20 protein-coding genes and 4 tRNA genes are annotated in these 21,030 nt (G+C 61.0%); 11 read left to right on the top strand and 13 right to left on the bottom strand.

Annotated features, from left to right (window positions below; all coding sequences use genetic code 11):
* Nucleotides 1-37: 37 nt before the first annotated feature.
* The 4 genes from GFU70_RS24445 to GFU70_RS24430 all read right to left on the bottom strand — a co-directional run bounded on the left by GFU70_RS24445 (nt 38) and on the right by GFU70_RS24430 (nt 4,339).
* Entirely contained in the window at nt 38-1,384 is a 1,347-nt protein-coding gene (locus GFU70_RS24445; RefSeq protein ID WP_058546857.1) for a sigma-54-dependent transcriptional regulator, read from the bottom strand.
* Nucleotides 1,381-2,970, bottom strand: coding sequence for a two-component system sensor histidine kinase NtrB (locus tag GFU70_RS24440; protein ID WP_153388919.1), 1,590 nt, complete (start codon nt 2,968-2,970; stop codon nt 1,381-1,383). The genes GFU70_RS24445 and GFU70_RS24440 overlap by 4 nt, the downstream gene beginning before the upstream one ends.
* The gene (locus GFU70_RS24435; protein ID WP_058546855.1) at nt 2,960-3,196 is read right to left on the bottom strand and encodes a PP0621 family protein; all 237 of its coding nucleotides are present in this window, start codon (nt 3,194-3,196) and stop codon (nt 2,960-2,962) included. Before GFU70_RS24435 ends, GFU70_RS24440 begins: the two co-directional genes overlap by 11 nt.
* A 126-nt stretch (nt 3,197-3,322) precedes the next feature.
* Nucleotides 3,323-4,339 (bottom strand): outer membrane protein assembly factor BamD, encoded by a 1,017-nt coding sequence (locus GFU70_RS24430; protein WP_058546854.1) that lies wholly within the window; start codon nt 4,337-4,339, stop codon nt 3,323-3,325.
* Nucleotides 4,340-4,489: 150 nt separating this feature from the next.
* Here GFU70_RS24430 and rluD point away from each other — a divergent pair, with 150 nt between their 5' ends.
* From rluD to GFU70_RS24390, 8 genes are all read left to right on the top strand, one after another.
* On the top strand, nt 4,490-5,452 hold the full coding sequence (gene rluD, locus GFU70_RS24425) for a 23S rRNA pseudouridine(1911/1915/1917) synthase RluD (protein ID WP_003205696.1): 963 nt from the start codon (nt 4,490-4,492) through the stop codon (nt 5,450-5,452).
* A complete protein-coding gene (gene pgeF / locus GFU70_RS24420; RefSeq protein WP_153388918.1) occupies nt 5,449-6,174 on the top strand; it encodes a peptidoglycan editing factor PgeF in 726 nt (241 codons plus the stop codon). The genes rluD and pgeF overlap by 4 nt, the downstream gene beginning before the upstream one ends.
* Nucleotides 6,175-6,304: 130 nt before the next feature.
* Nucleotides 6,305-8,869 (top strand): ATP-dependent chaperone ClpB, encoded by a 2,565-nt coding sequence (clpB, locus tag GFU70_RS24415; RefSeq protein WP_053125348.1) that lies wholly within the window; start codon nt 6,305-6,307, stop codon nt 8,867-8,869.
* A 452-nt stretch (nt 8,870-9,321) separates the two neighbouring features.
* Nucleotides 9,322-9,397: transfer RNA gene (locus tag GFU70_RS24410), tRNA-Asn, on the top strand.
* A 7-nt stretch (nt 9,398-9,404) separates the two neighbouring features.
* A tRNA-Pro gene (locus GFU70_RS24405) sits at nt 9,405-9,481 on the top strand.
* A 5-nt stretch (nt 9,482-9,486) separates the two neighbouring features.
* Nucleotides 9,487-9,562, top strand: a tRNA-Lys gene (locus tag GFU70_RS24400).
* A gap of 93 nt (nt 9,563-9,655) precedes the next feature.
* Nucleotides 9,656-9,732: transfer RNA gene (locus tag GFU70_RS24395), tRNA-Pro, on the top strand.
* A 146-nt stretch (nt 9,733-9,878) separates the two neighbouring features.
* On the top strand, nt 9,879-11,504 hold the full coding sequence (locus GFU70_RS24390) for a methyl-accepting chemotaxis protein (RefSeq protein ID WP_153388917.1): 1,626 nt from the start codon (nt 9,879-9,881) through the stop codon (nt 11,502-11,504).
* Nucleotides 11,505-11,616: 112 nt separating this feature from the next.
* Here GFU70_RS24390 and GFU70_RS24385 read toward each other — a convergent pair whose 3' ends face one another.
* The 4 genes from GFU70_RS24385 to GFU70_RS24370 form a co-directional block, all read right to left on the bottom strand.
* Entirely contained in the window at nt 11,617-12,915 is a 1,299-nt protein-coding gene (locus GFU70_RS24385; protein ID WP_058542674.1) for an NAD(P)/FAD-dependent oxidoreductase, read from the bottom strand.
* Nucleotides 12,916-12,984: 69 nt separating this feature from the next.
* A complete protein-coding gene (locus GFU70_RS24380; protein ID WP_003205686.1) occupies nt 12,985-13,158 on the bottom strand; it encodes a DUF3094 domain-containing protein in 174 nt (57 codons plus the stop codon).
* 52 nt (nt 13,159-13,210) lie between these two features.
* The gene (locus tag GFU70_RS24375; RefSeq protein ID WP_153388916.1) at nt 13,211-13,738 is read right to left on the bottom strand and encodes an MOSC domain-containing protein; all 528 of its coding nucleotides are present in this window, start codon (nt 13,736-13,738) and stop codon (nt 13,211-13,213) included.
* The gene (locus GFU70_RS24370; protein ID WP_003205682.1) at nt 13,735-14,361 is read right to left on the bottom strand and encodes a DUF1780 domain-containing protein; all 627 of its coding nucleotides are present in this window, start codon (nt 14,359-14,361) and stop codon (nt 13,735-13,737) included. Before GFU70_RS24370 ends, GFU70_RS24375 begins: the two co-directional genes overlap by 4 nt.
* 143 nt (nt 14,362-14,504) lie before the next feature.
* Between GFU70_RS24370 and GFU70_RS24365 the strand changes: the two genes are divergently transcribed.
* Together GFU70_RS24365 and GFU70_RS24360 are read left to right on the top strand one after the other, a co-directional pair.
* Nucleotides 14,505-15,191 carry an energy-coupling factor ABC transporter permease gene (locus GFU70_RS24365; RefSeq protein ID WP_058542676.1) on the top strand — a complete coding sequence of 229 codons (687 nt, stop codon included), beginning with the start codon at nt 14,505-14,507 and terminating at the stop codon, nt 15,189-15,191.
* A 63-nt stretch (nt 15,192-15,254) separates the two neighbouring features.
* Nucleotides 15,255-15,470 carry a hypothetical protein gene (locus tag GFU70_RS24360; protein WP_013694234.1) on the top strand — a complete coding sequence of 72 codons (216 nt, stop codon included), beginning with the start codon at nt 15,255-15,257 and terminating at the stop codon, nt 15,468-15,470.
* A 185-nt stretch (nt 15,471-15,655) separates the two neighbouring features.
* Here GFU70_RS24360 and yacG read toward each other — a convergent pair whose 3' ends face one another.
* Genes yacG through pilB form a run of 5 tightly spaced genes read right to left on the bottom strand, consistent with a single transcriptional unit; the run spans nt 15,656 to nt 20,267 of the window.
* Nucleotides 15,656-15,856, bottom strand: a complete 201-nt coding sequence (yacG, locus tag GFU70_RS24355; protein ID WP_058542677.1) for a DNA gyrase inhibitor YacG — start codon at nt 15,854-15,856, stop codon at nt 15,656-15,658.
* The gene (coaE, locus tag GFU70_RS24350; protein ID WP_058542678.1) at nt 15,853-16,476 is read right to left on the bottom strand and encodes a dephospho-CoA kinase; all 624 of its coding nucleotides are present in this window, start codon (nt 16,474-16,476) and stop codon (nt 15,853-15,855) included. Before coaE ends, yacG begins: the two co-directional genes overlap by 4 nt.
* A complete protein-coding gene (locus tag GFU70_RS24345) occupies nt 16,476-17,345 on the bottom strand; it encodes a prepilin peptidase (protein ID WP_153388915.1) in 870 nt (289 codons plus the stop codon). The genes coaE and GFU70_RS24345 overlap by 1 nt, the downstream gene beginning before the upstream one ends.
* A gap of 1 nt (nt 17,346) precedes the next feature.
* On the bottom strand, nt 17,347-18,564 hold the full coding sequence (locus GFU70_RS24340) for a type II secretion system F family protein (RefSeq protein WP_058542680.1): 1,218 nt from the start codon (nt 18,562-18,564) through the stop codon (nt 17,347-17,349).
* A gap of 2 nt (nt 18,565-18,566) precedes the next feature.
* On the bottom strand, nt 18,567-20,267 hold the full coding sequence (pilB, locus tag GFU70_RS24335) for a type IV-A pilus assembly ATPase PilB (protein WP_058542681.1): 1,701 nt from the start codon (nt 20,265-20,267) through the stop codon (nt 18,567-18,569).
* 225 nt (nt 20,268-20,492) lie between these two features.
* Between pilB and GFU70_RS24330 the strand changes: the two genes are divergently transcribed.
* On the top strand, nt 20,493-20,903 hold the full coding sequence (locus tag GFU70_RS24330; protein WP_058542685.1) for a pilin: 411 nt from the start codon (nt 20,493-20,495) through the stop codon (nt 20,901-20,903).
* Nucleotides 20,904-21,030 lie beyond the last annotated feature (127 nt).

Here is a 21,030-nt window from a genome sequence, read left to right as displayed (position 1 = left end):
CGCCACAGGGGGTAAGCGTGAGCTTCAAAACCGTGGCTCAATCCAGCCCAAGCTTCTTCAACCGATACCGCATCGACCGAAACGACAATTTCAACCGCTGCGCCGCCGCCGTGCGGTTCCAGCGGGTTTCCTCCAATGCCTGGAGGATGAGCTTACGCTCGACGTCTTCCAGGTAATCCTCCAGGTTGTCGACCTGCATCAAATCGGGGTTGCCCGCCTCGCTAGCACTACTGCCCTCGGCCAGGCGCAGGTCATCCGCTTCGATCTGCTGCTGTTCGCAAAGGGTATAGGCCCGTTCGAGCATGTTCTCCAATTCCCGCACATTGCCCGGGAAGCGGTAATTCTTGAGAGCGTCCAACGCCTGTGGATGCAATCTGACCGGTGGACTGCCGGTATTGGCTGCCAGGCGCTGGAGCATGTGGTTGGCCAGCAGCTCGATGTCTTCGCGGCGTTCGCGCAGGGGCGGCACGCGCAGTTCGATGACGTTCAGCCGGTAATACAAATCCTGGCGAAAGCGCCCGGCGGCCACTTCGCCGTCCAGGTCCTTGTGGGTGGCACAGAGTATTCGCACATCCACCACTTCTTCCTGCTGGCCGCCAACGGCGCGCACGGCTTTTTCCTGGATCGCCCGCAACAGTTTGACCTGCATCGCCAGGGGCAGGTCGGCCACCTCGTCGAGGAACAGCGTCCCGCCGTGGGCGGCCTGGAACAGCCCGGGCTTGTCTTCGATGGCGCCGCTGAAGCTGCCTTTTCGATGGCCGAAAAACTCGCTTTCCATCAGCTCCGTGGGAATCGCCCCACAATTGACAGGCACAAACCCTTGGGTGGAGCGGGGGCCCTGTTCGTGGATCAGTCGGGCGACCAGTTCCTTGCCGCAACCTGACTCCCCACTGATGTACACCGGTGCCTGGCTGCGAGCGAGTTTTTCAATCTGTTTGCGCACGCTGCGCATTGGAGGGGAGTCGCCCAGCAGGCAACGCTCAAGGGTGCTTGCCGGAACGCCAACCGATGGCAGGCGCAGGGCACTGGTGACCAGCTCCCGCAGCCGGCCCAGGTCGACCGGTTTGGTCAGGAAGTCGAAGGCGCCGGCCTTGAGGGCGTCGATGGCGGTGTCCAGGCTGCCATAGGCGGTGATCATCGCCACGGGCAGTTGGGGGTAACGTTGCTGGATGTGCTGCACCAGTTCCAGGCCGGTGCCATCGGGCAGGCGCATGTCGGTCAGGCACAGGTCGAAGGCTTCGTCCGCCAGCAGGGTTTGGGCCTCGGTAAGGTTCTTGGCGCTGCGGGTGTCGAGTTTCATCCGGCCCAGGGTGATGTCCAGGAGTTCGCGGATGTCCGGTTCGTCATCGACGATCAGGATTCGTTGCCGTGAGCGATTATTCAAATCTGTTTCCGTCCGTGAGCAAAGGTAATGCGAAAGCAACCGCCGCCTTGGCGTGGTTTGAAGTCTAGGCGGGCCTGGTTGCTTTCGCACAGCTCACGGGACAGATAGAGCCCAAGGCCGGTGCCCTGGCTGCTGGTGGTAAAGAAGGGTTCGAACAAATGCGCCTGCCGCTCGGGTGTTACACCGGGGCCGTTGTCGATGATGTCCAGCGTGGACAGCTGGCTGTGGGGGTCGATGAACAGTTTCAGCCAGGCCTCGGCCTGTTCGTGGGCCATGGCGCTGTGGCGCCAGGCGTTGCGCAGCAGGTTGTCGAGTACCTGGGTCAACTGGTCGGGGTCCATCAGCGTGGTGTATTGCCCCGGGTCGATGCTCAGGTGCAAGTGTTGGTGCTCGGCCATGCTTTCGCGGGCCTGACGGACGAACTGTTCGAGCCAGGCCCGCAGGTCCAGGCGTTGCGGCGTGGTCTGCTGGCGGCGGGACAGTTGCAGGACGTTTTCAATGACGCGATTCATTCGTTGGGAGTGATCTTGAATAATCTGCGTCAGACGCCGATCAGCGTTGTTCAGTTCCTCGGATTCGCGCAGTAATTGCGCTGCATGGCTGATGGCGCCCAAAGGGTTGCGGATTTCATGGGCAATGCCAGCGGTGAGGCGCCCGAGGGAGGCGAGTTTCAGTTGCTGGGCCTGTTGGGCAACCTGGGCCAGGTCTTCAAGGAAGACCAGGAACTGTTGCTGATCGTAGTGCCCCAAGGCGATGAAGCTCGGTTGCAGGGTCAGGCCTGTGCCGGTCACGGTCAGGCTGGGGGGACGCAGGCTGGGGTTGTTCAGCCACAATTGCAGGCGTTCGACCAGGGCGGTGCAATAATCATCGATCCGCTGGCCAACCAGGTCGTGCATGCCCAGCAGGTTCAGGGCGCTTTCGTTGGCCAGTTGCACGCGCCGCTCGCGGTCGAGCACCAGGATGCCGGTGCGCATGCGTTGCAGGATCAGTGCGTTGAGCGCTTCGAGGCCGATCACCTCGCTGGCCCGTCGCTCGGCCAGGGTTTCACTGGCTTCCAGTCGCCGGGTCAGGCCTTGTACCAGCAGGGCGGCGGCAAAACACAGTGCCCCCAGGGTGCCGGCTTGCAGATAACTGCTGGGACGGTTCGAGTCGCTCAGGCCGAGGAAAAAAGTCGACCCGACGATACCGATCGTGGCGACAGCGGCGATCAATAGGCCGACCCGGCTTCGCAACAGCGTATTGCCGATGGCTACCGAGACAATGAGCAGATTGCCGATGGCGCTGGGCACACCACCTGCGGCGAAGAACAGCCACGAGAGCAGCAGCACATCGGTGAGTGCCAGGCCGAACAGCCGGGCGGGGCGGCGAGTATTCTCAAGGAACACCACCAGCAGGATGTTCAGCACCAGGTACAACCAACTGCCACTGCGCAGCAGGTCGTCATTGGCGAACTCCAACAGGCGGTTGTCCAGCTTGCTGGATATCAGTAGCACCAGGGTGATGCCGATGCTCAGGCGATACAGGTGATAGAGGCGCAGCAGGCGCTGCGCCTGTTTTTCGCGTGGGCTCGAGGCCTCAGCGATCACGACTGCCCGGGCCTTGCTCGAGGTGAGCCTGGCTGCAATACCATTGTTGTTCGAGGGGCAGCGCCCGGTCACGGGGCAGGTGTACGCCGCAATGGGCGCAGCGAACCATCGGCGGTGCGTCCTGTTCCTGGGTAGGACGGGATGCACGGGCGCTGGTCTTCTTCACCCCGCGAAAGATCCAGATAGCTGAGGCGACGACGGCGAACAAGATCAATAAACGAAGCATGATGGGCGGCTTTTTGGCGAGTGATCAGGCAGTTTAGCCAAGGACGGGAACGGCGCACAGCGCAATAAAACCCAGGCACAAAAAAGGGAGACCGCCGGGTCTCCCTTTTTTTGCGAGGACTTAGCCTCAGTCGAACAGGCCGAAAGTCATGTAGCTGAACCAAGAGCGGTCGCTGGACTCGTTCTCAGGCTCTTCTTCTTCGATCACGTCGCCATTTTCGTCCTTGGGCTTGAGCTCGTTCGGAATGGCTTCCTTGGCATCCTGGAACTGGCGCTGTACGTCCTGGTTGGCGCGTGTCTCGCCTGGCGGCAGGGGTGGACGGGACTCGATCAGGCCCAGGGTTGCCTTGCTCAGCCACGAACGGTTGTCCGCTTCGTCGACCCGTGGGGTGAACTGGCCATCGACCAGGGAAGGGTGATCCGGGTAGTTCAGCTTGAGGGTTTCCAAGCTGGTGGCCGCCAGGTCGTCCAGGTGCAGGCGCTGGTAGGCTTCGGTCATCACGGCCAGGCCATCACCCACCGAAGGGGTTTCCTGGAAGTTTTCCACCACGTAGCGACCGCGGTTGGCGGCGGCGACGTAGGCCTGGCGAGTCAGGTAGTAGTCGGCCACATGGATTTCGTAGGACGCCAGCAGGTTGCGCAGGTAGATCATGCGCTGCTTGGCGTCCGGCGAGTAGCGGCTGTTGGGGAAGCGGCTGGTCAGCTGGGCGAACTCATTGTAGGAGTCGCGCGCGGCGCCCGGGTCACGCTTGGTCATGTCCAGCGGCAGGAAGCGCGCCAGCAGGCCAACGTCCTGGTCGAAGGAGGTCAGGCCCTTGAGGTAATAGGCGTAATCGACATTCGGGTGCTGCGGGTGCAGGCGAATGAAACGCTCGGCGGCGGACTTGGCGGCTTCCGGCTCGGCGTTCTTGTAGTTGGCGTAGATCAGCTCCAATTGGGCCTGATCGGCGTAGCGACCGAACGGATACCGCGACTCCAGCGCCTTCAGCTTGGCGGTGGCGCTGGTATAGCTGTTGTTATCCAGGTCGTTCTGCGCCTGTTGGTACAGTTCGACTTCGCTCAGGTTTTCGTCTACGACTTCCTTCGACGAGCAAGCAGCAGTCAATGCGAGGATGGCGATCAGCAGCAGGTGTTTCACTTGCATGGCGGCTTGCGTCCCTATGACGGCCGCTGTCTTGGGCGGGGCCGTCCTGTTATGATGAGCGCCCCGTTGAAAGCCTCGGGGCAAAAGACGCCGTATTTAACCACAAGCGCGCAGCCGAAACCAAAGGCTGTGCCGACGCCCAGTCCGAGCATGTCCGATAAAATAGAACTTCGCGCAGAGGTGCCGTCCGAATTGGGCGGCCAACGCCTCGATCAAGTCGCCGCACAACTCTTTGCCGAGCACTCTCGCTCGCGCCTTTCCGCCTGGATCAAGGACGGCCGCCTGACTGTGGATGGGGCGGTGATCCGCCCGCGCGACATCGTCCACGGCGGTGCCATTCTCGAGCTGACTGCCGAACAGGAGGCCCAGGGAGAATGGGTCGCCCAGGACATCGCCCTGGATATCGTCTACGAAGACGATGACATCCTGGTGATCAACAAGCCTGCGGGCCTGGTGGTGCACCCGGCCGCCGGCCATGCTGATGGCACCTTGCTCAATGCCTTGCTGCACCACGTTCCGGACATTATCAATGTGCCGCGTGCCGGCATCGTCCATCGCCTGGACAAGGACACCACCGGTCTGATGGTGGTGGCCAAGACCATCCAGGCGCAGACACAGCTGGTCACACAGCTCCAAAGCCGTAGCGTCAGCCGCATCTATGAATGCATCGTGATCGGGGTCGTCACCGCCGGTGGCAAGATCAACGCTCCCATCGGTCGGCACGGCCAACAGCGCCAGCGCATGGCGGTGATGGAGGGCGGCAAGCAGGCGGTCAGCCATTATCGCGTGCTGGAGCGTTTCCGTTCCCACACCCATGTGCGGGTCAAGCTGGAAACCGGCCGGACCCACCAGATCCGTGTGCACATGGCCCACATCAACTTCCCGTTGGTGGGCGACCCGGCGTACGGCGGTCGTTTCCGCATTCCGCCGGCTGCCAGCCAGACCATGGTCGAGTCGCTGAAGAATTTCCCGCGCCAGGCGCTGCATGCACGTTTCCTGGAGCTGGATCACCCGACGACCGGCAAGCGCATGAGCTGGGAGTCGCCGCTGCCGGATGACTTCGTCTGGCTGCTGACGTTGCTCAAGCAGGACCGCGAGGCGTTCATCGGATGAATGACTGGCTGATACCCGACTGGCCCGCGCCGGCCCGGGTCAAGGCCTGCATCACGACCCGTGCGGGTGGCGTCAGTCTGGCGCCGTTCGACAGCCTCAACCTGGGCGACCATGTGGGCGACGATCTTGTGGCCGTCGCCGAAAACCGTCGTCGCCTCACCGATCAATTCGCCATCACCCCGGCGTGGCTGCAGCAGGTCCACGGCATTGCCGTGGTCGAGGCTGACCCGGCCCAGGTGGCGACCGCCGATGCCAGTTGGACCGACACACCGGGTATCGCCTGCACGGCGATGACGGCGGACTGCCTGCCTGTGTTGTTCTGCAACCGTGCCGGCACCCGCGTTGCGGCGGCCCATGCCGGCTGGCGCGGGCTGGCGAACGGCGTGCTGGAAGCCTCCCTCGACAGCCTTGCCGTGCCTGCGGATGAAATCCTCGCCTGGCTCGGCCCGGCCATCGGTCCGCAAGCGTTCGAAGTCGGGCCGGAAGTGCGTGAAGCCTTCATCGCGCAACTGCCCCAGGCGGCACAAGCCTTTGTCGCGAGCCCCAACGCCGGCAAGTTCCTGGCCGATATCTACGCGTTGGCACGGCTGCGCCTGGCCGCACGCGGTGTCACGGCCGTCTACGGTGGCGGTCTGTGCACTGTGACCGACCCACGTTTCTTTTCCTACCGCCGCAACCCGCGCACCGGTCGCTTCGCCTCACTGATCTGGATCGAACGCTAGACTTCTCTGATCTGTATCAAGGGCGCCCGGCTTGAATCTTCCAGAATCGACCACATCTATAACGGTATCTGGCAGGTTTCTTCATTCAGGATGTTTCCAAGGTCCGGCCTGCTCATTAGGAAGGTGACCCATGCGTATTGATCGTTTAACCAGCAAATTACAGTTGGCCCTGTCCGATGCCCAGTCCCTGGCCGTCGGCCTGGACCATCCCGGTATCGAACCGGCGCACTTGATGCAGGCCATGCTCGAACAGCAGGGCGGTTCCATCAAGCCCCTGCTGATGCAGGTCGGCTTTGACGTCAACAGCCTGCGCAAAGAACTGGCCAAGGAGCTCGACCAGTTACCCAAGATCCAGAACCCCACCGGTGACGTGAACATGTCTCAGGACCTGGCGCGGCTGCTCAACCAGGCCGATCGCCTGGCCCAGCAGAAGGGCGACCAGTTCATTTCCAGCGAGCTGGTGCTGCTCGCCGCCATGGACGAGAACAGCAAGCTCGGCAAATTGCTGCTCGGCCAAGGCGTGAGCAAGAAAGCCCTGGAAAATGCCATCAACAACCTGCGTGGCGGCGAAGCGGTCAACGACGCCAACCACGAAGAGTCGCGCCAGGCGCTGGACAAATACACCGTCGACCTGACCAAGCGCGCCGAGGAAGGCAAGCTCGACCCGGTGATCGGTCGCGACGATGAAATCCGCCGCACAATCCAGGTGCTGCAACGCCGCACCAAGAACAACCCGGTACTGATCGGTGAGCCTGGCGTGGGTAAAACCGCCATCGCCGAGGGCCTGGCCCAGCGCATCATCAACGGTGAAGTGCCGGACGGCCTCAAGGGCAAGCGCCTGTTGTCCCTGGACATGGGGGCGTTGATCGCCGGTGCCAAATACCGTGGCGAGTTCGAAGAACGCCTCAAGGCCCTGCTCAATGAGCTGTCCAAGCAGGAAGGGCAGATCATCCTGTTCATCGACGAACTGCACACCATGGTCGGCGCGGGCAAGGGCGAAGGCTCGATGGACGCCGGCAACATGCTCAAGCCCGCGTTGGCCCGTGGCGAGTTGCACTGCGTCGGCGCGACCACGCTCAACGAGTACCGCCAATATATAGAGAAGGACGCAGCCCTTGAGCGGCGCTTCCAGAAAGTGCTGGTGGAAGAACCGAGCGAGGAAGACACCATCGCCATCTTGCGCGGCCTTAAAGAACGCTACGAAGTCCACCACAAGGTGGCGATCACCGATGGCGCGATTATCGCGGCGGCCAAGCTCAGCCACCGCTACATCACCGACCGCCAGTTGCCGGACAAGGCCATCGACCTGATCGACGAGGCGGCCAGCCGCATCCGCATGGAAATCGACTCCAAGCCCGAAGTGCTGGATCGGTTGGAGCGGCGCCTGATTCAACTCAAGGTCGAATCCCAGGCCCTGAAGAAAGAAAGCGACGAAGCGGCGAAGAAGCGTCTGGAAAGGTTGCAGGAAGAAATCGTTCGTCACGAGCGTGAGTATTCCGACCTCGAGGAAATCTGGAACTCGGAGAAGGCCGAAGTCCAGGGCTCGGCGCAGATCCAGCAAAAGATCGAACAGTCCCGCCAGGAGCTGGAAGCGGCTCGCCGCAAAGGCGACCTCAACCGCATGGCCGAGCTGCAGTATGGGGTGATCCCGGATCTGGAGCGCAGCCTGCAGATGGTCGACCAGCACGGCAAGAGCGAAAACCAGTTGCTGCGCAGCAAGGTCACTGAGGAAGAGATTGCCGAAGTGGTCTCCAAATGGACCGGCATTCCTGTCTCGAAAATGCTCGAAGGCGAGCGTGACAAGCTGCTGAAGATGGAAAGCCTGCTGCACCAGCGTGTGATCGGCCAGGAAGAGGCGGTGGTGGCGGTGTCCAATGCCGTGCGCCGCTCTCGTGCCGGGCTGTCGGATCCCAACCGTCCGAGCGGTTCGTTCATGTTCCTCGGCCCGACCGGGGTCGGTAAAACCGAACTGTGCAAGGCGCTGGCCGAGTTCCTCTTCGATACGGAAGAGGCCATGGTGCGTATCGACATGTCCGAGTTCATGGAGAAACATTCCGTGGCACGGCTGATCGGTGCGCCACCGGGTTATGTCGGTTATGAAGAAGGCGGTTACCTGACCGAGGCCGTGCGTCGCAAGCCGTACTCGGTGATCCTGCTCGATGAGGTCGAGAAGGCGCACCCGGATGTGTTCAACATCCTGCTGCAGGTGCTGGAGGATGGTCGCCTGACCGACAGCCACGGGCGCACGGTGGACTTCCGCAACACGGTGATCGTGATGACTTCCAACCTGGGCTCGACGCAGATCCAGGAACTGGTGGGTGACCGCGAGGCGCAACGCGCAGCGGTGATGGATGCGATCTCCACCCACTTCCGGCCGGAGTTCATCAACCGGGTCGACGAAGTGGTGATCTTCGAGCCGTTGGCCCGTGATCAGATTGCCGGCATTACCGAGATCCAGTTGGGTCGCCTGCGCAGTCGCCTCACCGAACGTGAGCTGAAACTGCAATTGAGCGATGAGGCGTTGGACAAGCTGATTGCGGTGGGTTACGACCCGGTCTATGGCGCACGACCGCTGAAGCGGGCGATCCAGCGCTGGATCGAAAACCCGCTGGCGCAGTTGATCCTGTCGGGTCGCTTCATGCCGGGCGAAACCGTGACCGGTACAGTGGAGAACGACGAAATCGTCTTCAACTGAGCGGGCTTTTGTGGCGAGAGCAAGCTCGCCCTGGAGCGCGCCGTAGGAGCTGTCGAGTGCAGCGAGGCTGCGATCTTTCCCCAGACACTTGAGTCTCAAGGGGAAGATCAAAAGGTCGCAGCCTTCGTCAGCTCCTACACAGTCCATCGTTTGTCACAGGGCGTGTTTGTGTTGCGAGGCCATTTTTTTCATCAGGCCGTTGAACTCAAAGGAAAAGGCTTGTAAAGTGCGCCCCGCAGTCAGTCACCCCAAGGGTTACTTCTCGCTGAGAAGGAATCCAAAATAAGTTGCAAATCATTGTCTTGAAAGCAATTTAAGGGGTTGACAGAGGTTTTGAAGATTGTAGAATAGCGCGCCTCAGACACACGAACGCAGCGATGCGTAAGGGTAGAAGAGGTTGAAGCTAGCTTCAACGTTGTAGCTTCAAAATTGCAGTAACTTGAAATATCAGTTCCGTGATAGCTCAGTCGGTAGAGCAAATGACTGTTAATCATTGGGTCCCAGGTTCGAGTCCTGGTCACGGAGCCATTTCAATCGGGGTATAGCGCAGTCCGGTAGCGCGCCTGCTTTGGGAGCAGGATGTCAGGAGTTCGAATCCCCTTACCCCGACCATTTTTGGGTCGTTAGCTCAGTTGGTAGAGCAGTTGGCTTTTAACCAATTGGTCGTAGGTTCGAATCCCACACGACCCACCATTTTTGAAACCAGTTCGCTGGAATCGAATCTTAAGATCAGAGGCCAAAAGCGCTGATCGAGAAGGCGACTTGCGAAGGTCGCCTTTTTTTTACCGGGGTATAGCGCAGTCCGGTAGCGCGCCTGCTTTGGGAGCAGGATGTCAGGAGTTCGAATCCCCTTACCCCGACCATATTAAAAATCCTCGTATCGAAAGATACGGGGATTTTTTTTGCCTGCGATAAAGTGGATTGGACTTAAGACATCGTACAACTTGCCGATAACCCGCCGACAGGGGCCTGGCCCCCACTTCAGGCCAACAATAAAAAGGCATTCCCCATGGTTCTTCGTCAGCTGAATATCGCCCTTCGTGCCGCGTTGGGTTTTGCCTTGATCGCCGTGCTGGTGGCGCTGCTCGGGGTGTTCGCGCTGGGACAGATGTCGAGTATTCGTGACAGTGAAGTCGCGGTGCAAACCCAGTGGCTGCCGAGCATTCGCGGCGGTGATGAGATCCGCGAGTGGATGTTGCGGATCCGTACCATTTCCCTGCGCATGGCCCTGGACCAGGACCCGAAGAACATTGCGGTGTATCGCGGGCAGATGGACACGCGCGACAAGGAGCTGGGCGAAAAAATCGCTGCCTACGAAAAACTCGTCGTGACGCCTGAAGGCAAGGCGCTTTATGACCAGTTCAAGCAAACCTTCGCCGCTTACCGTACAGGCATCGCTCAATCCTTCACCCTGGCAGAACAAGGGCGCCGGGACGAGCTGATCAAGTTGCTGCTGGTGGACATGAAGACTGTGGTGGACGGTTCTGGCAAACAGCTCAACGACCTGGCGGAGCTGTTTTCCAAGCAGGTCTCCATCGAGAGTCAGAAGTCCCAGGCTCACTACACCAATTCCCGGATGATCGTCAGCCTGTTCGTTGTGCTCGCCGCCCTGGCTACGGTTGCCCTGGCCATGCTGCTTACCCGCAGCATCGTCAAACCCTTGGGCGAGGCGCTGAGTGCCGCAGAGAGCGTGGCTAAAGGTGACCTGACCCGTCCGATCGAGACCCATGGCAACGATGAAGTGAGCCGCTTGCTCAAGGCGTTGGCGACCATGCAGCAGAACTTGCGTGAAACCCTGCAGGGTATCAGCGGCTCGGCCGCGCAACTGGCGACCGCTGCAGATGAGCTGAACGCAGTCACCGTCGATAGCACGCACAGCCTGCAGCAGCAGAACCACGAAATCGAACAGGCCGCCACGGCTGTCACTGAAATGACCACCGCCGTGGAGGAGGTCGCACGTAATGCTGTTTCCACCTCCAATGCCACGCGTCAGTCCAGTGAGTCGGCGTCCCTTGGGCAGCAGCGGGTCAGCGACACGGTCGACGCCATCGGCGCCCTGGCCAGTGACGTGCAAGTAACCGGTGGCCTGGTGCAATCCCTGGCCAACCAGTCGCAGGATATCGGCAAGGTGCTGGACGTGATCCGCGCCATTGCCGAGCAAACCAACCTGCTGGCGCTCAACGCGGCCATCGAGGCAGCACGGGCCGGGGAGAGCGGTCGTGGGTTTGCGGTGGTGGCCGATGAGGTGCGGGCGCTGGCTTATCGCACGCAGCAATCGACCCAGGAAATCGAACAGATGGTCCAGGGCATGCGCAGCGGTGCCACCCAAGCGCTGGATTCCATGCAGGCCAGCTCCAGTCGCGCCGCCAGTACCCTGGCAATGGCAGAGCGGGCGGGGGAGGCGCTGCAGACCATCACGGCGTCGGTCAGCGAGATTCACGAGCGTAACCTGGTGATTGCCAGCGCCGCCGAAGAACAGGCACAAGTGGCCCGTGAGGTGGATCGCAACCTGGTGAATATTCGTGATTTGTCCGTGCGCTCGGCCACGGGTGCGAACCAGACCAGCGCGTCCAGTCATGAGTTGTCGCAACTGGCGAATTCGTTGCGCACGATGGTGCAGCGGTTTCAGGTTTGATCGATGGATAGCTCGGACAGAGGTCTTGCCCGAGCTTGAGTATTAACTGTGCTGCCCTCATCGCGAGCTCGCTCGCGATGAGGGTGGCTCATTCAATATCAGTGCTGCTGACTCAGTGCAGCTTCAGCCGAGGCTCTGTCCCACGCCCGATCTTGCTGCCCAGCATCAGCATGGCCGTGCGGAACATGCCGTACAGCGCCATCTGGTGCATGCGGTACAGCGAGACGTAGAACATCCGCGCCAGCCAGCCTTCGAGCATCACGCTGCCGGTCAGGTTACCCATCAGGTTGCCCACTGCCGAGAACCGCGACAGCGAGATCAGCGAGCCGTAGTCGGTGTATTTGTATTCGGGCAGGGCCTTGCCCTCGATCCGCAGTTTCAAGGATTTGGCCAGCAGCGAGGCTTGCTGGTGCGCGGCCTGGGCACGGGGCGGTACGTTGCGCTCGCTGCCGGGTTGCGGGCAGGCGGCGCAGTCACCGAAGGCGAAGATGTTCTCGTCGCGGGTGGTCTGCAGAGTGGGCAGCACATGCAACTGGTTGATCCGGTTGGTCTCCAGCCCGTCGATGTCCTTGAGGAAGTCCGGGGCGCGAATCCCGGCGGCCCAGACTTTCAGGCTCGCGTCGATCACTTTGCCGTCCGCGGTAATCAGGCTGTCGGCGGTCACCTGGCTGACGGCGGCGTTGGTCATGACGTTGACCCCGAGTTTTTCCAGGGTCTTGTGCACCGGTGCGCCGATACGCTCCGGCAGGGCTGGCAAGACGCGTGGGCCCGCCTCGATCAGGGTGATGTGCATGTTCTCCGGTTTGATCCGGTCCAGGCCGTAGGCGTGCAGTTCGTGGGCGGCATTGTGCAGCTCGGCGGCCAGTTCGACCCCGGTCGCACCGGCGCCGACGATGGCGACGCTGATGCGCTCGACGATATCCGTCTGCCCGGCGTGGGCCCGCAGATAGTGGTGGAGCAATTGCTGATGGAAGCGCTCGGCCTGTTTGCGGGTGTCGAGGAACAGGCAATGCTGCGCTGCGCCTTCGGTGCCGAAGTCGTTGGTGGTGCTGCCAACGGCAATCACCAGGGAGTCGTAACCCAGTTCCCGGGCCGGCAATAGCTCGACGCCGGCCTCGTCATAGGTGGCGGCCAGCTGGATTCTCTTGCGCTCGCGATCCAGGCCGCTCATGCGCCCCAGTTGGAACTCGAAGTGGTTCCATTTTGCCTGGGCGACATAGTTGAGTTCGTCTTCGGAGGAGTTCAGGGAGCCGGCGGCCACTTCGTGCAGCAGCGGTTTCCAGATGTGGGTCAGGTTCGCGTCGACCAGCATCACACTGGCCGTGCCGCGCTTGCCCAGAGTCTTACCCAGACGGGTAGCCAACTCCAGACCGCCGGCGCCGCCGCCAACGATGACAATACGATGAGTCATGGGGATATCTCGCAAGGCTAAAGGAAATCGGTGCCGTTACCCGAGCGAGCGGCAGTGTGGCTGGGCGGCTCATAGCGTCAGGTAACTGATCAGTCGGCTCAACAGGCCCAGGCCGATGGTCACGGCCAGTACCACCACCAGGAGCATCCACGGCCGGAAAGGCCGGCGCTCGACTCGGTGCTGGGACAGTTGCAGGTACTCTTCGACATGCTTCTGGTCTTCTGGGTTCAGGCGGCTGGTCATAAAGGCCTCGTCAGGTAGACGTTGCGGAATGTGCAGACGTTACAGCGTCCGGCTAGCCGGCATTGAAAGCAGCGTAGCCGCTCGCCGGAACGGGGTCGACGACCAGGCTGTCGTCCAGGCGAATGATTCCACTTTTTAACACCCGGGCCGTGATTCCGCCATGGCCGCGTACGGCCTGGAACGTACCTTCGCCGAGGTTTCTCTCCAATCGGGCACAAGGCTGGCACCAGCCGGTGGTTTCAAAGATGGCTTGGCCGATACGGAAGCGCCGGCCCTTGAGGCTGAACAGATTGATGCCGCTGACCACGATATTGCGTCGCAGCTCCTGTGGCAGCACGGGGCGGTCTTCGGGACGGCCCATCAGCGAGCCGATCACGGCCAGGTGCTCCCATTGGATCAGCGTCACTTGTCGCGCATTGCGCACACCGGGGCGGGCATGATCGCCGGTCAGTCCGGCTTCCAGGCGGGCCTCCACGGCGTCCAGTTCGATCATGGGCGCACGACCCTGGGGTCGTACGCCAATCCAGCGTACGCGGCCTTGCTGGGGCACGGCGGCGATCAGTTCCTGCAAAGGGCTCACAGGCTGATCCCGACATCGAACACAATGCTGCGGCCCAGGTTGCTTCGCAGGAAGTCCGGCGCGTCGGGGTGGGCGAACAGCACTCGGGCAAACGTCGGCCCCACCAGCGACAGCGAGCGCCAGCCCTGGCGCAGGTACTCGGTCGGCGGTGGGAAGTGACTGTTGAGGTCCAGCACTTCGCGCTTGAGGCTGGCGAAGGCGATGATGTCCAGGTCACCCAGGTCCATGCCGCGCTCGGTGTAGTTGTGAGCTTTCTTGCGCAGGGTCGGGGCCAGCCGCATCAGGAACTCATTGGCCGGGATCCGCCGCGGCTTGGCCTCGCGACGCACCAGTTGGCTCAAGGAAAAGGCGCTGCGACGGCGTTGCAGTTCATCGCGCCATTCGTCATTGAGGCGACGCCCCTCGTCGAGCACGAAAAACACCTCGAAATTGGCATCGCGAAACAATACGTCCGGCGGCTCCCCGGCCGGCGCGAACTCGTCGGCGCGATAAGGCACGTTCAGCCCTTGCAGCAGACGCTGGCAGACCCAACGCTCACGCTCCCATTTGCGGGCATTGGAGAGAAAGGCGTTGGCTTGCTCGGCCGCGATGGTCAGCAGGCGTAAGTAATCGGAGTCATCCATGAGCCCAAGCTTAGCGTTCAATTGCGACAAGCTGGAAGCGTTGCGTTGATTAATAGGGCTTTATAGTGGGATGTAGACTGTTGGCTTGAAATCCCCTCGCCACAGAAAATTTGCTGCAAGGGCCAAGCGAAAGGAAGAGTCCCATGATCGGTGCCGAATTGCTCTCACCACAGACCCAGGCGCTCGGCTGGCTGGTTTATGTGCCAGTGTTGGTCTGGGCTGTGTCGCGGGCGCCGTGGGTCGAATTATTCACCGACAGCCGGCGCCAGCATTTGCTATTTGGCACAGTGTTGGCGCTGTTCATGTTGTGGCTGGTGCGACGGGATTTCGACACGGGTGTTTCGTATCACTTTATCGGCATGACCGCCGTGACGCTGCTGCTGGACTGGCCGCTGGCGATCCTCGGTGGCCTGTGCGCGCAGCTTGCGCTGGTGCTGCTGGGCCGTCAGGACATGGCTGCGTTGGGGGTCAACGGTGCGCTGCTGATCCTGTTGCCGGTGCTGGTCACCGAGTGTTGCGCGATCCTGGTGGAGCGCGCCCAGCCGCGCAATCTGTTCGTGTACATCTTCTGTTCGGGGTTTCTCGCGGCCGCGCTTTCGGCGTTGGCGTGCCTGCTGCTGGGGCTTGGCCTGCTGTGGCACGACGGTATATTCGCCATGCCTTACTGGTTGGAAGATTTTGTCGGCTACCTCTGGCTGATCATCTTCCCCGAGGCCTTCATCAACGGCATGGTGATCAGTGCGTTGGTGGTGTTCAGTCCCGAATGGCTGGAGACCTTCAATCGCACGCGCTACCTGTCGGCCCCGTGGAACGATGATGACAAGCCTTGATTCACGTCAAGGCTGCACCACCACACGCCCTTCATGCTTTGGAAAATTTCCAGGAGCACAGCCATGAGTGTTTATGAGTGGGCGAGACAAGAAATCAGGCGTAGCCACGACGCCGCAATGGAGATCGGTTTTGACCCAGGCTTGAGCCTGCGCGCCTTGCTCAGTGCGATCGTGCAACAGAGCAAGACAGTGCGCAGCCCTGAAGACCTGGCCGATGAGTTGAGTTTCCTGGCGGAAAACCTCGATGATGAGCAGGACTACGGTTTCATGCGGCCTTAGGGGTGAATGCTGGTCACCAGGAACGCAGATGACTCTGTGGCGAGGGGATTTATCCCCGCTGGGCTGCGTAGCAGCCCTGAAACCTGACCGCATGGTGTTTCAAATTGACCGTAAATAGCTTTTTTTGGGGCTGCTTCGCAGCCCAGCGGGGATAAATCCCCTCGCCACAATGATTCGACCGGGCCTTAGTGGCGTTGCTCGAAGTCTTCGCTGAACAGCTCGTCCTCGGCGTCGGGGCTGACCGGAATCTTGTGTTCTTCCGACGCCCAGGCGCCGAGGTCGATCAATTTGCAGCGATCAGAGCAGAACGGCCGGAATTTGCTCTCCGGGCTCCATTCCACAGGGGCGCCACAGGTTGGGCAATCAACGGTTGGGGTTTGGCTCATGATTGGCCTCCACGCAAAGTAAGGTAAAAGTGATGCAGGCGCTCGACCTCGCTGTGCAGCCAGGCGAGGTCGCGATCGTTGACCACCACGTCGTCGGCATGGCTCAGGCGATCCTGGCGGCTGGACTGGGCCTTGAGAATCGCCTGGACCTGTTGCTCGCTGGTCTGGTCGCGCTGCAACGTACGTTCGATCTGCAGTTGTTCCGGCGCATCGACCACCAGGATCCGCTGGGTCATGGCGTACTGCCCTGACTCGATCAGCAGCGGCGATACCAGGATTGCATAGGGCGATTGTGCCTGGGCCAGATGATGGGCGATTTCCTCGGCGATCAGCGGATGCAGCAGCGCCTCGAGCCAGCGGCGTTCATCGGCATTCTCGAAGATCAGCTTGCGCAGCGCCGCCCGGTCCAGGGCGCCGTCGGCCTGCAATACGCCGGGGCCGAAGTGCTCGGCGATTTTCGCCAGCGCCGGGCGCCCGGGCTCCACCACCCAACGCGCCGCATGATCGGCGTCGATGACGTGCACGCCCAGGTCGATGAAGTGCTGGGCCGCTGCGCTCTTGCCGCTGCCGATGCCACCGGTCAGGCCGAGAATCCAGGGTTTTTCCAAAGGGGTATTCATTAGAAACCGACAGACTGCCAATAGAAGTCGGTTATTTGACCACCCCAGAGCAAGGCAATCCAGCCGGCAATGGCCAGATAAGGCCCGAAAGGGATCTGCGTCGACCCGGGAGCATCACGCAAGCGCAGTACAATCACCCCAAGAACGGCACCCACCAGCGACGACAACAGCAGCGTCAGCGGCAGGATCTGCCAGCCACCCCAGGCGCCAAGCATCGCCAGCAGCTTGAAATCGCCATAGCCCATGCCTTCCTTGCCGGTGATCAGCTTGAACACCCAGAAAACCGACCACAGCGCCAGATAGCCGGCCACCGCACCCCACATTGCCTGGTTCAAGGACACGAACAGCCCGAAGCTGTTGACGATCAAGCCCAGCCACAACAACGGCAGCACCAGGGTATCGGGCAGCAATTGATGTTCGGCGTCGATCAGGCTCATGCCCAGCAGGCCCCAGGTCAACACCATCACCACCGCGGCGTGCCAGCCAAAGCCGAAATGCCAGGCGACGAACGCCGATAACGCCCCGCAGGCCACTTCGGTCAGGGGGTAACGCCTGCCAATGGGCGCGGCGCAGCTCGAACAGCGGCCGCGCAGCATCAAGTAGCTGAGTACGGGGATGTTCTCCCAGGCGCGGATGCGATGACCGCAGTGTGGGCACTGGGAGTGGGGCAGCATCAGGTTGTAGACCGGGCCCGGGGGTTCGGCCGGCAGGCCCAGCAGGTCGTGGGCCTGCAGGCGCCATTCGCGGTTGAGCATCTTCGGCAGGCGCCACACCAGCACGTTGAGGAAGCTGCCGATGATCAGGCCGAGCAATGCTGCAACGAGCACGAAAGCCAGGGGATACAGCACGAAGAATTCGCTCAGGGGCATGTCAGATCGCAGAGCCAAGTTGAAAGATGGGCAGGTACATGGCAACCACCAGGCCACCGACGACCACCCCCAGGACCACCATGATGAAGGGTTCCATCAGGCTGGTGAGGTTGTCCACCAGATTGTCCACCTCGGCCTCATAAAAGCTCGCCACCTTGTCGAGCATGTCGTCCAGCGCGCCGGATTCCTCGCCAATGGCGGTCATCTGGACCGCCAGGTTCGGAAAGATCCCTGAGGCGCGCATGGAGAAATTCAACTGCATGCCGGTCGAGACTTCCTGCTTGATGCGTTGCACGGCACGTTTGAACACCACGTTGCCGGTGGCGCCAGACACCGAATCGAGGGCCTCCACCAGTGGCACGCCGGCGGCGAAGGTGGTGGAAAGCGTACGGGCGTAGCGAGCCACGGCGGACTTGTACAGCAAGGTGCCTATCAGCGGCAGCTTGAGCAGCCATTTGTCGCGCCAGTCGCGAAAGCGCTCCGAACGCCTGAGCGCGTACTTCACACCAAAAAAAGCCCCTGCCAACCCGCCAAGCAACATCCACCACCACTGCTGCATGAATTCCGACAGGCCGATGACCATCACCGTGAAGGCCGGCAATTGCGCGCCGAACCCGGAAAATACCGATTCGAACTGCGGCACCACCTTGACCAGCAGAATCCCCGTGACCACGGCGGCAACGAGGACCACGGCCGCAGGATAGGTCATGGCTTTCTTGATCTTGGCCTTGAGCGCTTCGCTCTTTTCCTTGTAGGTCGCGACCCGGTCCAGCAGGGTATCCAGGGCACCGGCCTGTTCGCCGGCGTCCACCAGGTTGCAGTACAGCTCGTCGAAATATTGCGGGCACTTGCGCAGCGCTGCGGCGAAGCTGTTGCCGGCGGCGACTTCCTGCTTCACCTCGTCCACCAGCTTGCGCATGTTGGGGTTGTCGAAGCCTTCGCCAATGATGTCGAACGCCTGCAACAGCGGTACGCCGGCCTTGAGCATCGTCGCCATCTGGCGGGTGAAGAGGGCGATATCCAGCGGCTTGATGCGCTTGCCCTTGCTGAATATCGAGGTGGATTTCTTGCGCACCTTCTGCGGGTTGATGCCTTGCTTGCGCAGCTGTGCCTTGACCAGGGCCGGGCTCTGGCCCGTCAGCTCGCCGGTCATTTTCGTGCCTTTGCGGTCCTTGCCTTCCCAAGTGTAAACATCGGTTTTGACTGCCTTGACCGCCATGTTCAATCCTTGGTGACCCGGTTGATTTCTTCGAGGCTGGTGACGCCCTGCATCACTTTTAGCAGCCCCGACGTGCGCAGGTCATTGAAACCGTCCTTGCGCATTTGCAGATCGATTTCCAGCGAGTTGCCCTCGGCCATGATCAACCGTTGCAGCTCGGGCGTGTTCTTGACCACTTCGTAAACCCCCACGCGCCCTTTGTAACCGTGGTTGCACTGTTCGCAACCGACCGGCTCATAGATCGTGAATGTGCCGATGCGTTCCCGAGGGAAACCTTCCTTGAGCAAGGCTTCCTCGGGGATCTCGATGGCCGTCTTGCAGTGGCTGCACAGTTTGCGCGCCAACCGCTGGGCAATGATCAGGTGCACGGCGGTGGCGATGTTGAACCCCGGAATGCCCATGTTCTGCAGGCGGATCAAGGTTTCGGCGGCGCTGTTGGTGTGCAGGGTGGAGAGCACCAGGTGCCCGGTCTGGGCGGCCTTGATGGCGATTTCGGCGGTTTCCAGGTCACGGATTTCGCCGACCATGATCACGTCCGGGTCCTGGCGCAGGAACGAGCGCAGGGCATGGGCGAAATCCAGCCCCTGGCGCGGATTCACGTTGACCTGGTTGATGCCTTCCATGTTGATTTCCACCGGGTCTTCGGCAGTGGAAATGTTGATGTCCACGGTGTTGAGGATATTCAGCCCGGTGTACAGCGACACGGTCTTGCCCGAGCCGGTCGGGCCTGTCACCAGGATCAGCCCTTGCGGTTGCTTGAGGGCGGCCATGTACAGGTCTTTCTGGTCCGGTTCGTAGCCCAGGGCATCGATGCCCATTTGCGCGCTGGACGGGTCGAGGATCCGGATCACCACTTTTTCGCCCCAGAGCGTGGGCAGGGTGTTGACCCGGAAATCGATGGACTTGGTTTTCGACAGGCGCATTTTCAGGCGCCCGTCCTGGGGTTTGCGCCGTTCGGAAATATCCAGGCTGGCCATGACTTTCAAGCGCGCGGCGATACGGTTGGCCAACTGGATAGGCGGCCTGGCCACTTCGCGCAATATGCCGTCGGTGCGCACCCGCACCCGGTAGATCTTTTCATAGGGTTCGAAGTGCAGGTCGGAAGAGCCGCCCTTGATCGCGTCCAGCAGCATCTTGTTGACGAAGCGCACCACGGGCGCGTCGTCGGTGTCCTGGCCGGCGATGGACTCCTGCCTGGTGTCGTCGATCGATTCTATGTCCAAGCCGTCGAGGTCGACATCGCCCATGCCTTCCAGGCCGGTGCTGCTGGATTCGAAGAACTTTTCGATGGCGTCGCTGAGCTTGTCGTCCTCCACCAGGATGGCTTCGGTGGTCAGGCCGGTGCTGAACTGGATGTCATTGATGGCCTGGTGATTGGTGGGGTCGGAGATGCCCACGAACAATTTGTTGCCACGCCGCCACAGCGGCAGGGCGTGATGCTGGCGCACCAGTTTTTCGCTGACCAGGCCGCTGGGTTGGGCTTCTTTGTCCAGGCTGTTGAGGTCCAGCAGGGCAACGCCGAAATGCTCCGAGGCGATCTCGGCGATCTGGCGGCTCTGCACCAGTTGGTTCTGCACCAGATAGCTGACCAGGGGGATGCGGCTGCGTTGGGCCTGTTGATACGCCTGTTGCGCACTTTGCTCGGTGAGCAGTTCGGCCAACACCAATTGCTTGGTCAGGCCGCTGAGGGCGATGTCATTCATGGGAATCCCGGCGGCGAACGATTCATGACTTATAGCCTAGTCAAGCCTCGACGCCAAACCAGCGGGGGCAGGGTGACAAAAAACGTCAGATAGTGCGGTTGTTGAGGTAGGACGTCGCCGTTGTGTGGGTTCAACCCCCTTTATTGATGGAGCTTGAGGGTTGGCATGTGCCCTGCAATGGCCGATTCAGGTCATGAGATTTCGACTCATGCATGGGAGATGTCTATGAATAAGCAGAGTGGTTTTACCTTGATCGAGCTGCTGATCGTCGTGGCGATCATCGGCATTCTGGCGACCTTTGCGTTGCCGCAATATTCGAAGTATCAGGCGCGGGCGAAGGCGACGGCGGGGCTCGGGGAAATTTCTGCACTGAAGGTGCCGTTTGAGGACATGATGAATCAAGGCACTAACCCTTCAGCGACCAACATGAGCATAACGACGCCTACCAGCAACTGCGCAATCGCAGTCACAGGTACCGCTTCAGCGGGTACAGGCACCATCGTTTGTACCCTTCAGAACGCTCCCGCTGCCGTAGCGTCCAAGACGATCACGCTCAGTCGTGACGCGAATGGCGCCTGGACGTGTGCTTCTACCGCTGCCAAGGAGTTCTTACCGGCCGGCTGCCCTGGTGTTTGATTGGTTTCATATGGCGAGGGAGGAAGCCCTCCCTCGCCAGAAAACCGTTCGCAATTCATAAACTTAGGAGAGAGGTTCAAAACCCGCAAGTTGCATGTCCAGAATCATCGCTTCATGCATTTTGCAT

Origin of the sequence: Pseudomonas brassicacearum (assembly GCF_009601685.2) — a bacterium.
GTDB classification, from domain to species: domain Bacteria; phylum Pseudomonadota; class Gammaproteobacteria; order Pseudomonadales; family Pseudomonadaceae; genus Aquipseudomonas; species Aquipseudomonas kilonensis_B.
This window is presented reverse-complemented; position numbering and strand designations above follow the sequence as displayed.

Bases quoted from the DNA above. Each gene is read 5' to 3' on its own strand.
- GFU70_RS24435 (WP_058546855.1), bottom strand. From the start codon at position 3,196: ATGCTTCGTTTATTGATCTTGTTCGCCGTCGTCGCCTCAGCTATCTGG.
- GFU70_RS24430 (WP_058546854.1), bottom strand. From the start codon at position 4,339: ATGCAAGTGAAACACCTGCTGCTGATCGCCATCCTCGCATTGACTGCT.
- rluD (WP_003205696.1), top strand. From the start codon at position 4,490: ATGTCCGATAAAATAGAACTTCGCGCAGAGGTGCCGTCCGAATTGGGC.
- pgeF (WP_153388918.1), top strand. From the start codon at position 5,449: ATGAATGACTGGCTGATACCCGACTGGCCCGCGCCGGCCCGGGTCAAG.
- clpB (WP_053125348.1), top strand. From the start codon at position 6,305: ATGCGTATTGATCGTTTAACCAGCAAATTACAGTTGGCCCTGTCCGAT.
- GFU70_RS24390 (WP_153388917.1), top strand. From the start codon at position 9,879: ATGGTTCTTCGTCAGCTGAATATCGCCCTTCGTGCCGCGTTGGGTTTT.
- GFU70_RS24385 (WP_058542674.1), bottom strand. From the start codon at position 12,915: ATGACTCATCGTATTGTCATCGTTGGCGGCGGCGCCGGCGGTCTGGAG.
- GFU70_RS24380 (WP_003205686.1), bottom strand. From the start codon at position 13,158: ATGACCAGCCGCCTGAACCCAGAAGACCAGAAGCATGTCGAAGAGTAC.
- GFU70_RS24370 (WP_003205682.1), bottom strand. From the start codon at position 14,361: ATGGATGACTCCGATTACTTACGCCTGCTGACCATCGCGGCCGAGCAA.
- GFU70_RS24365 (WP_058542676.1), top strand. From the start codon at position 14,505: ATGATCGGTGCCGAATTGCTCTCACCACAGACCCAGGCGCTCGGCTGG.
- GFU70_RS24360 (WP_013694234.1), top strand. From the start codon at position 15,255: ATGAGTGTTTATGAGTGGGCGAGACAAGAAATCAGGCGTAGCCACGAC.
- yacG (WP_058542677.1), bottom strand. From the start codon at position 15,856: ATGAGCCAAACCCCAACCGTTGATTGCCCAACCTGTGGCGCCCCTGTG.
- coaE (WP_058542678.1), bottom strand. From the start codon at position 16,476: ATGAATACCCCTTTGGAAAAACCCTGGATTCTCGGCCTGACCGGTGGC.
- GFU70_RS24345 (WP_153388915.1), bottom strand. From the start codon at position 17,345: ATGCCCCTGAGCGAATTCTTCGTGCTGTATCCCCTGGCTTTCGTGCTC.
- GFU70_RS24340 (WP_058542680.1), bottom strand. From the start codon at position 18,564: ATGGCGGTCAAGGCAGTCAAAACCGATGTTTACACTTGGGAAGGCAAG.
- pilB (WP_058542681.1), bottom strand. From the start codon at position 20,267: ATGAATGACATCGCCCTCAGCGGCCTGACCAAGCAATTGGTGTTGGCC.
- GFU70_RS24330 (WP_058542685.1), top strand. From the start codon at position 20,493: ATGAATAAGCAGAGTGGTTTTACCTTGATCGAGCTGCTGATCGTCGTG.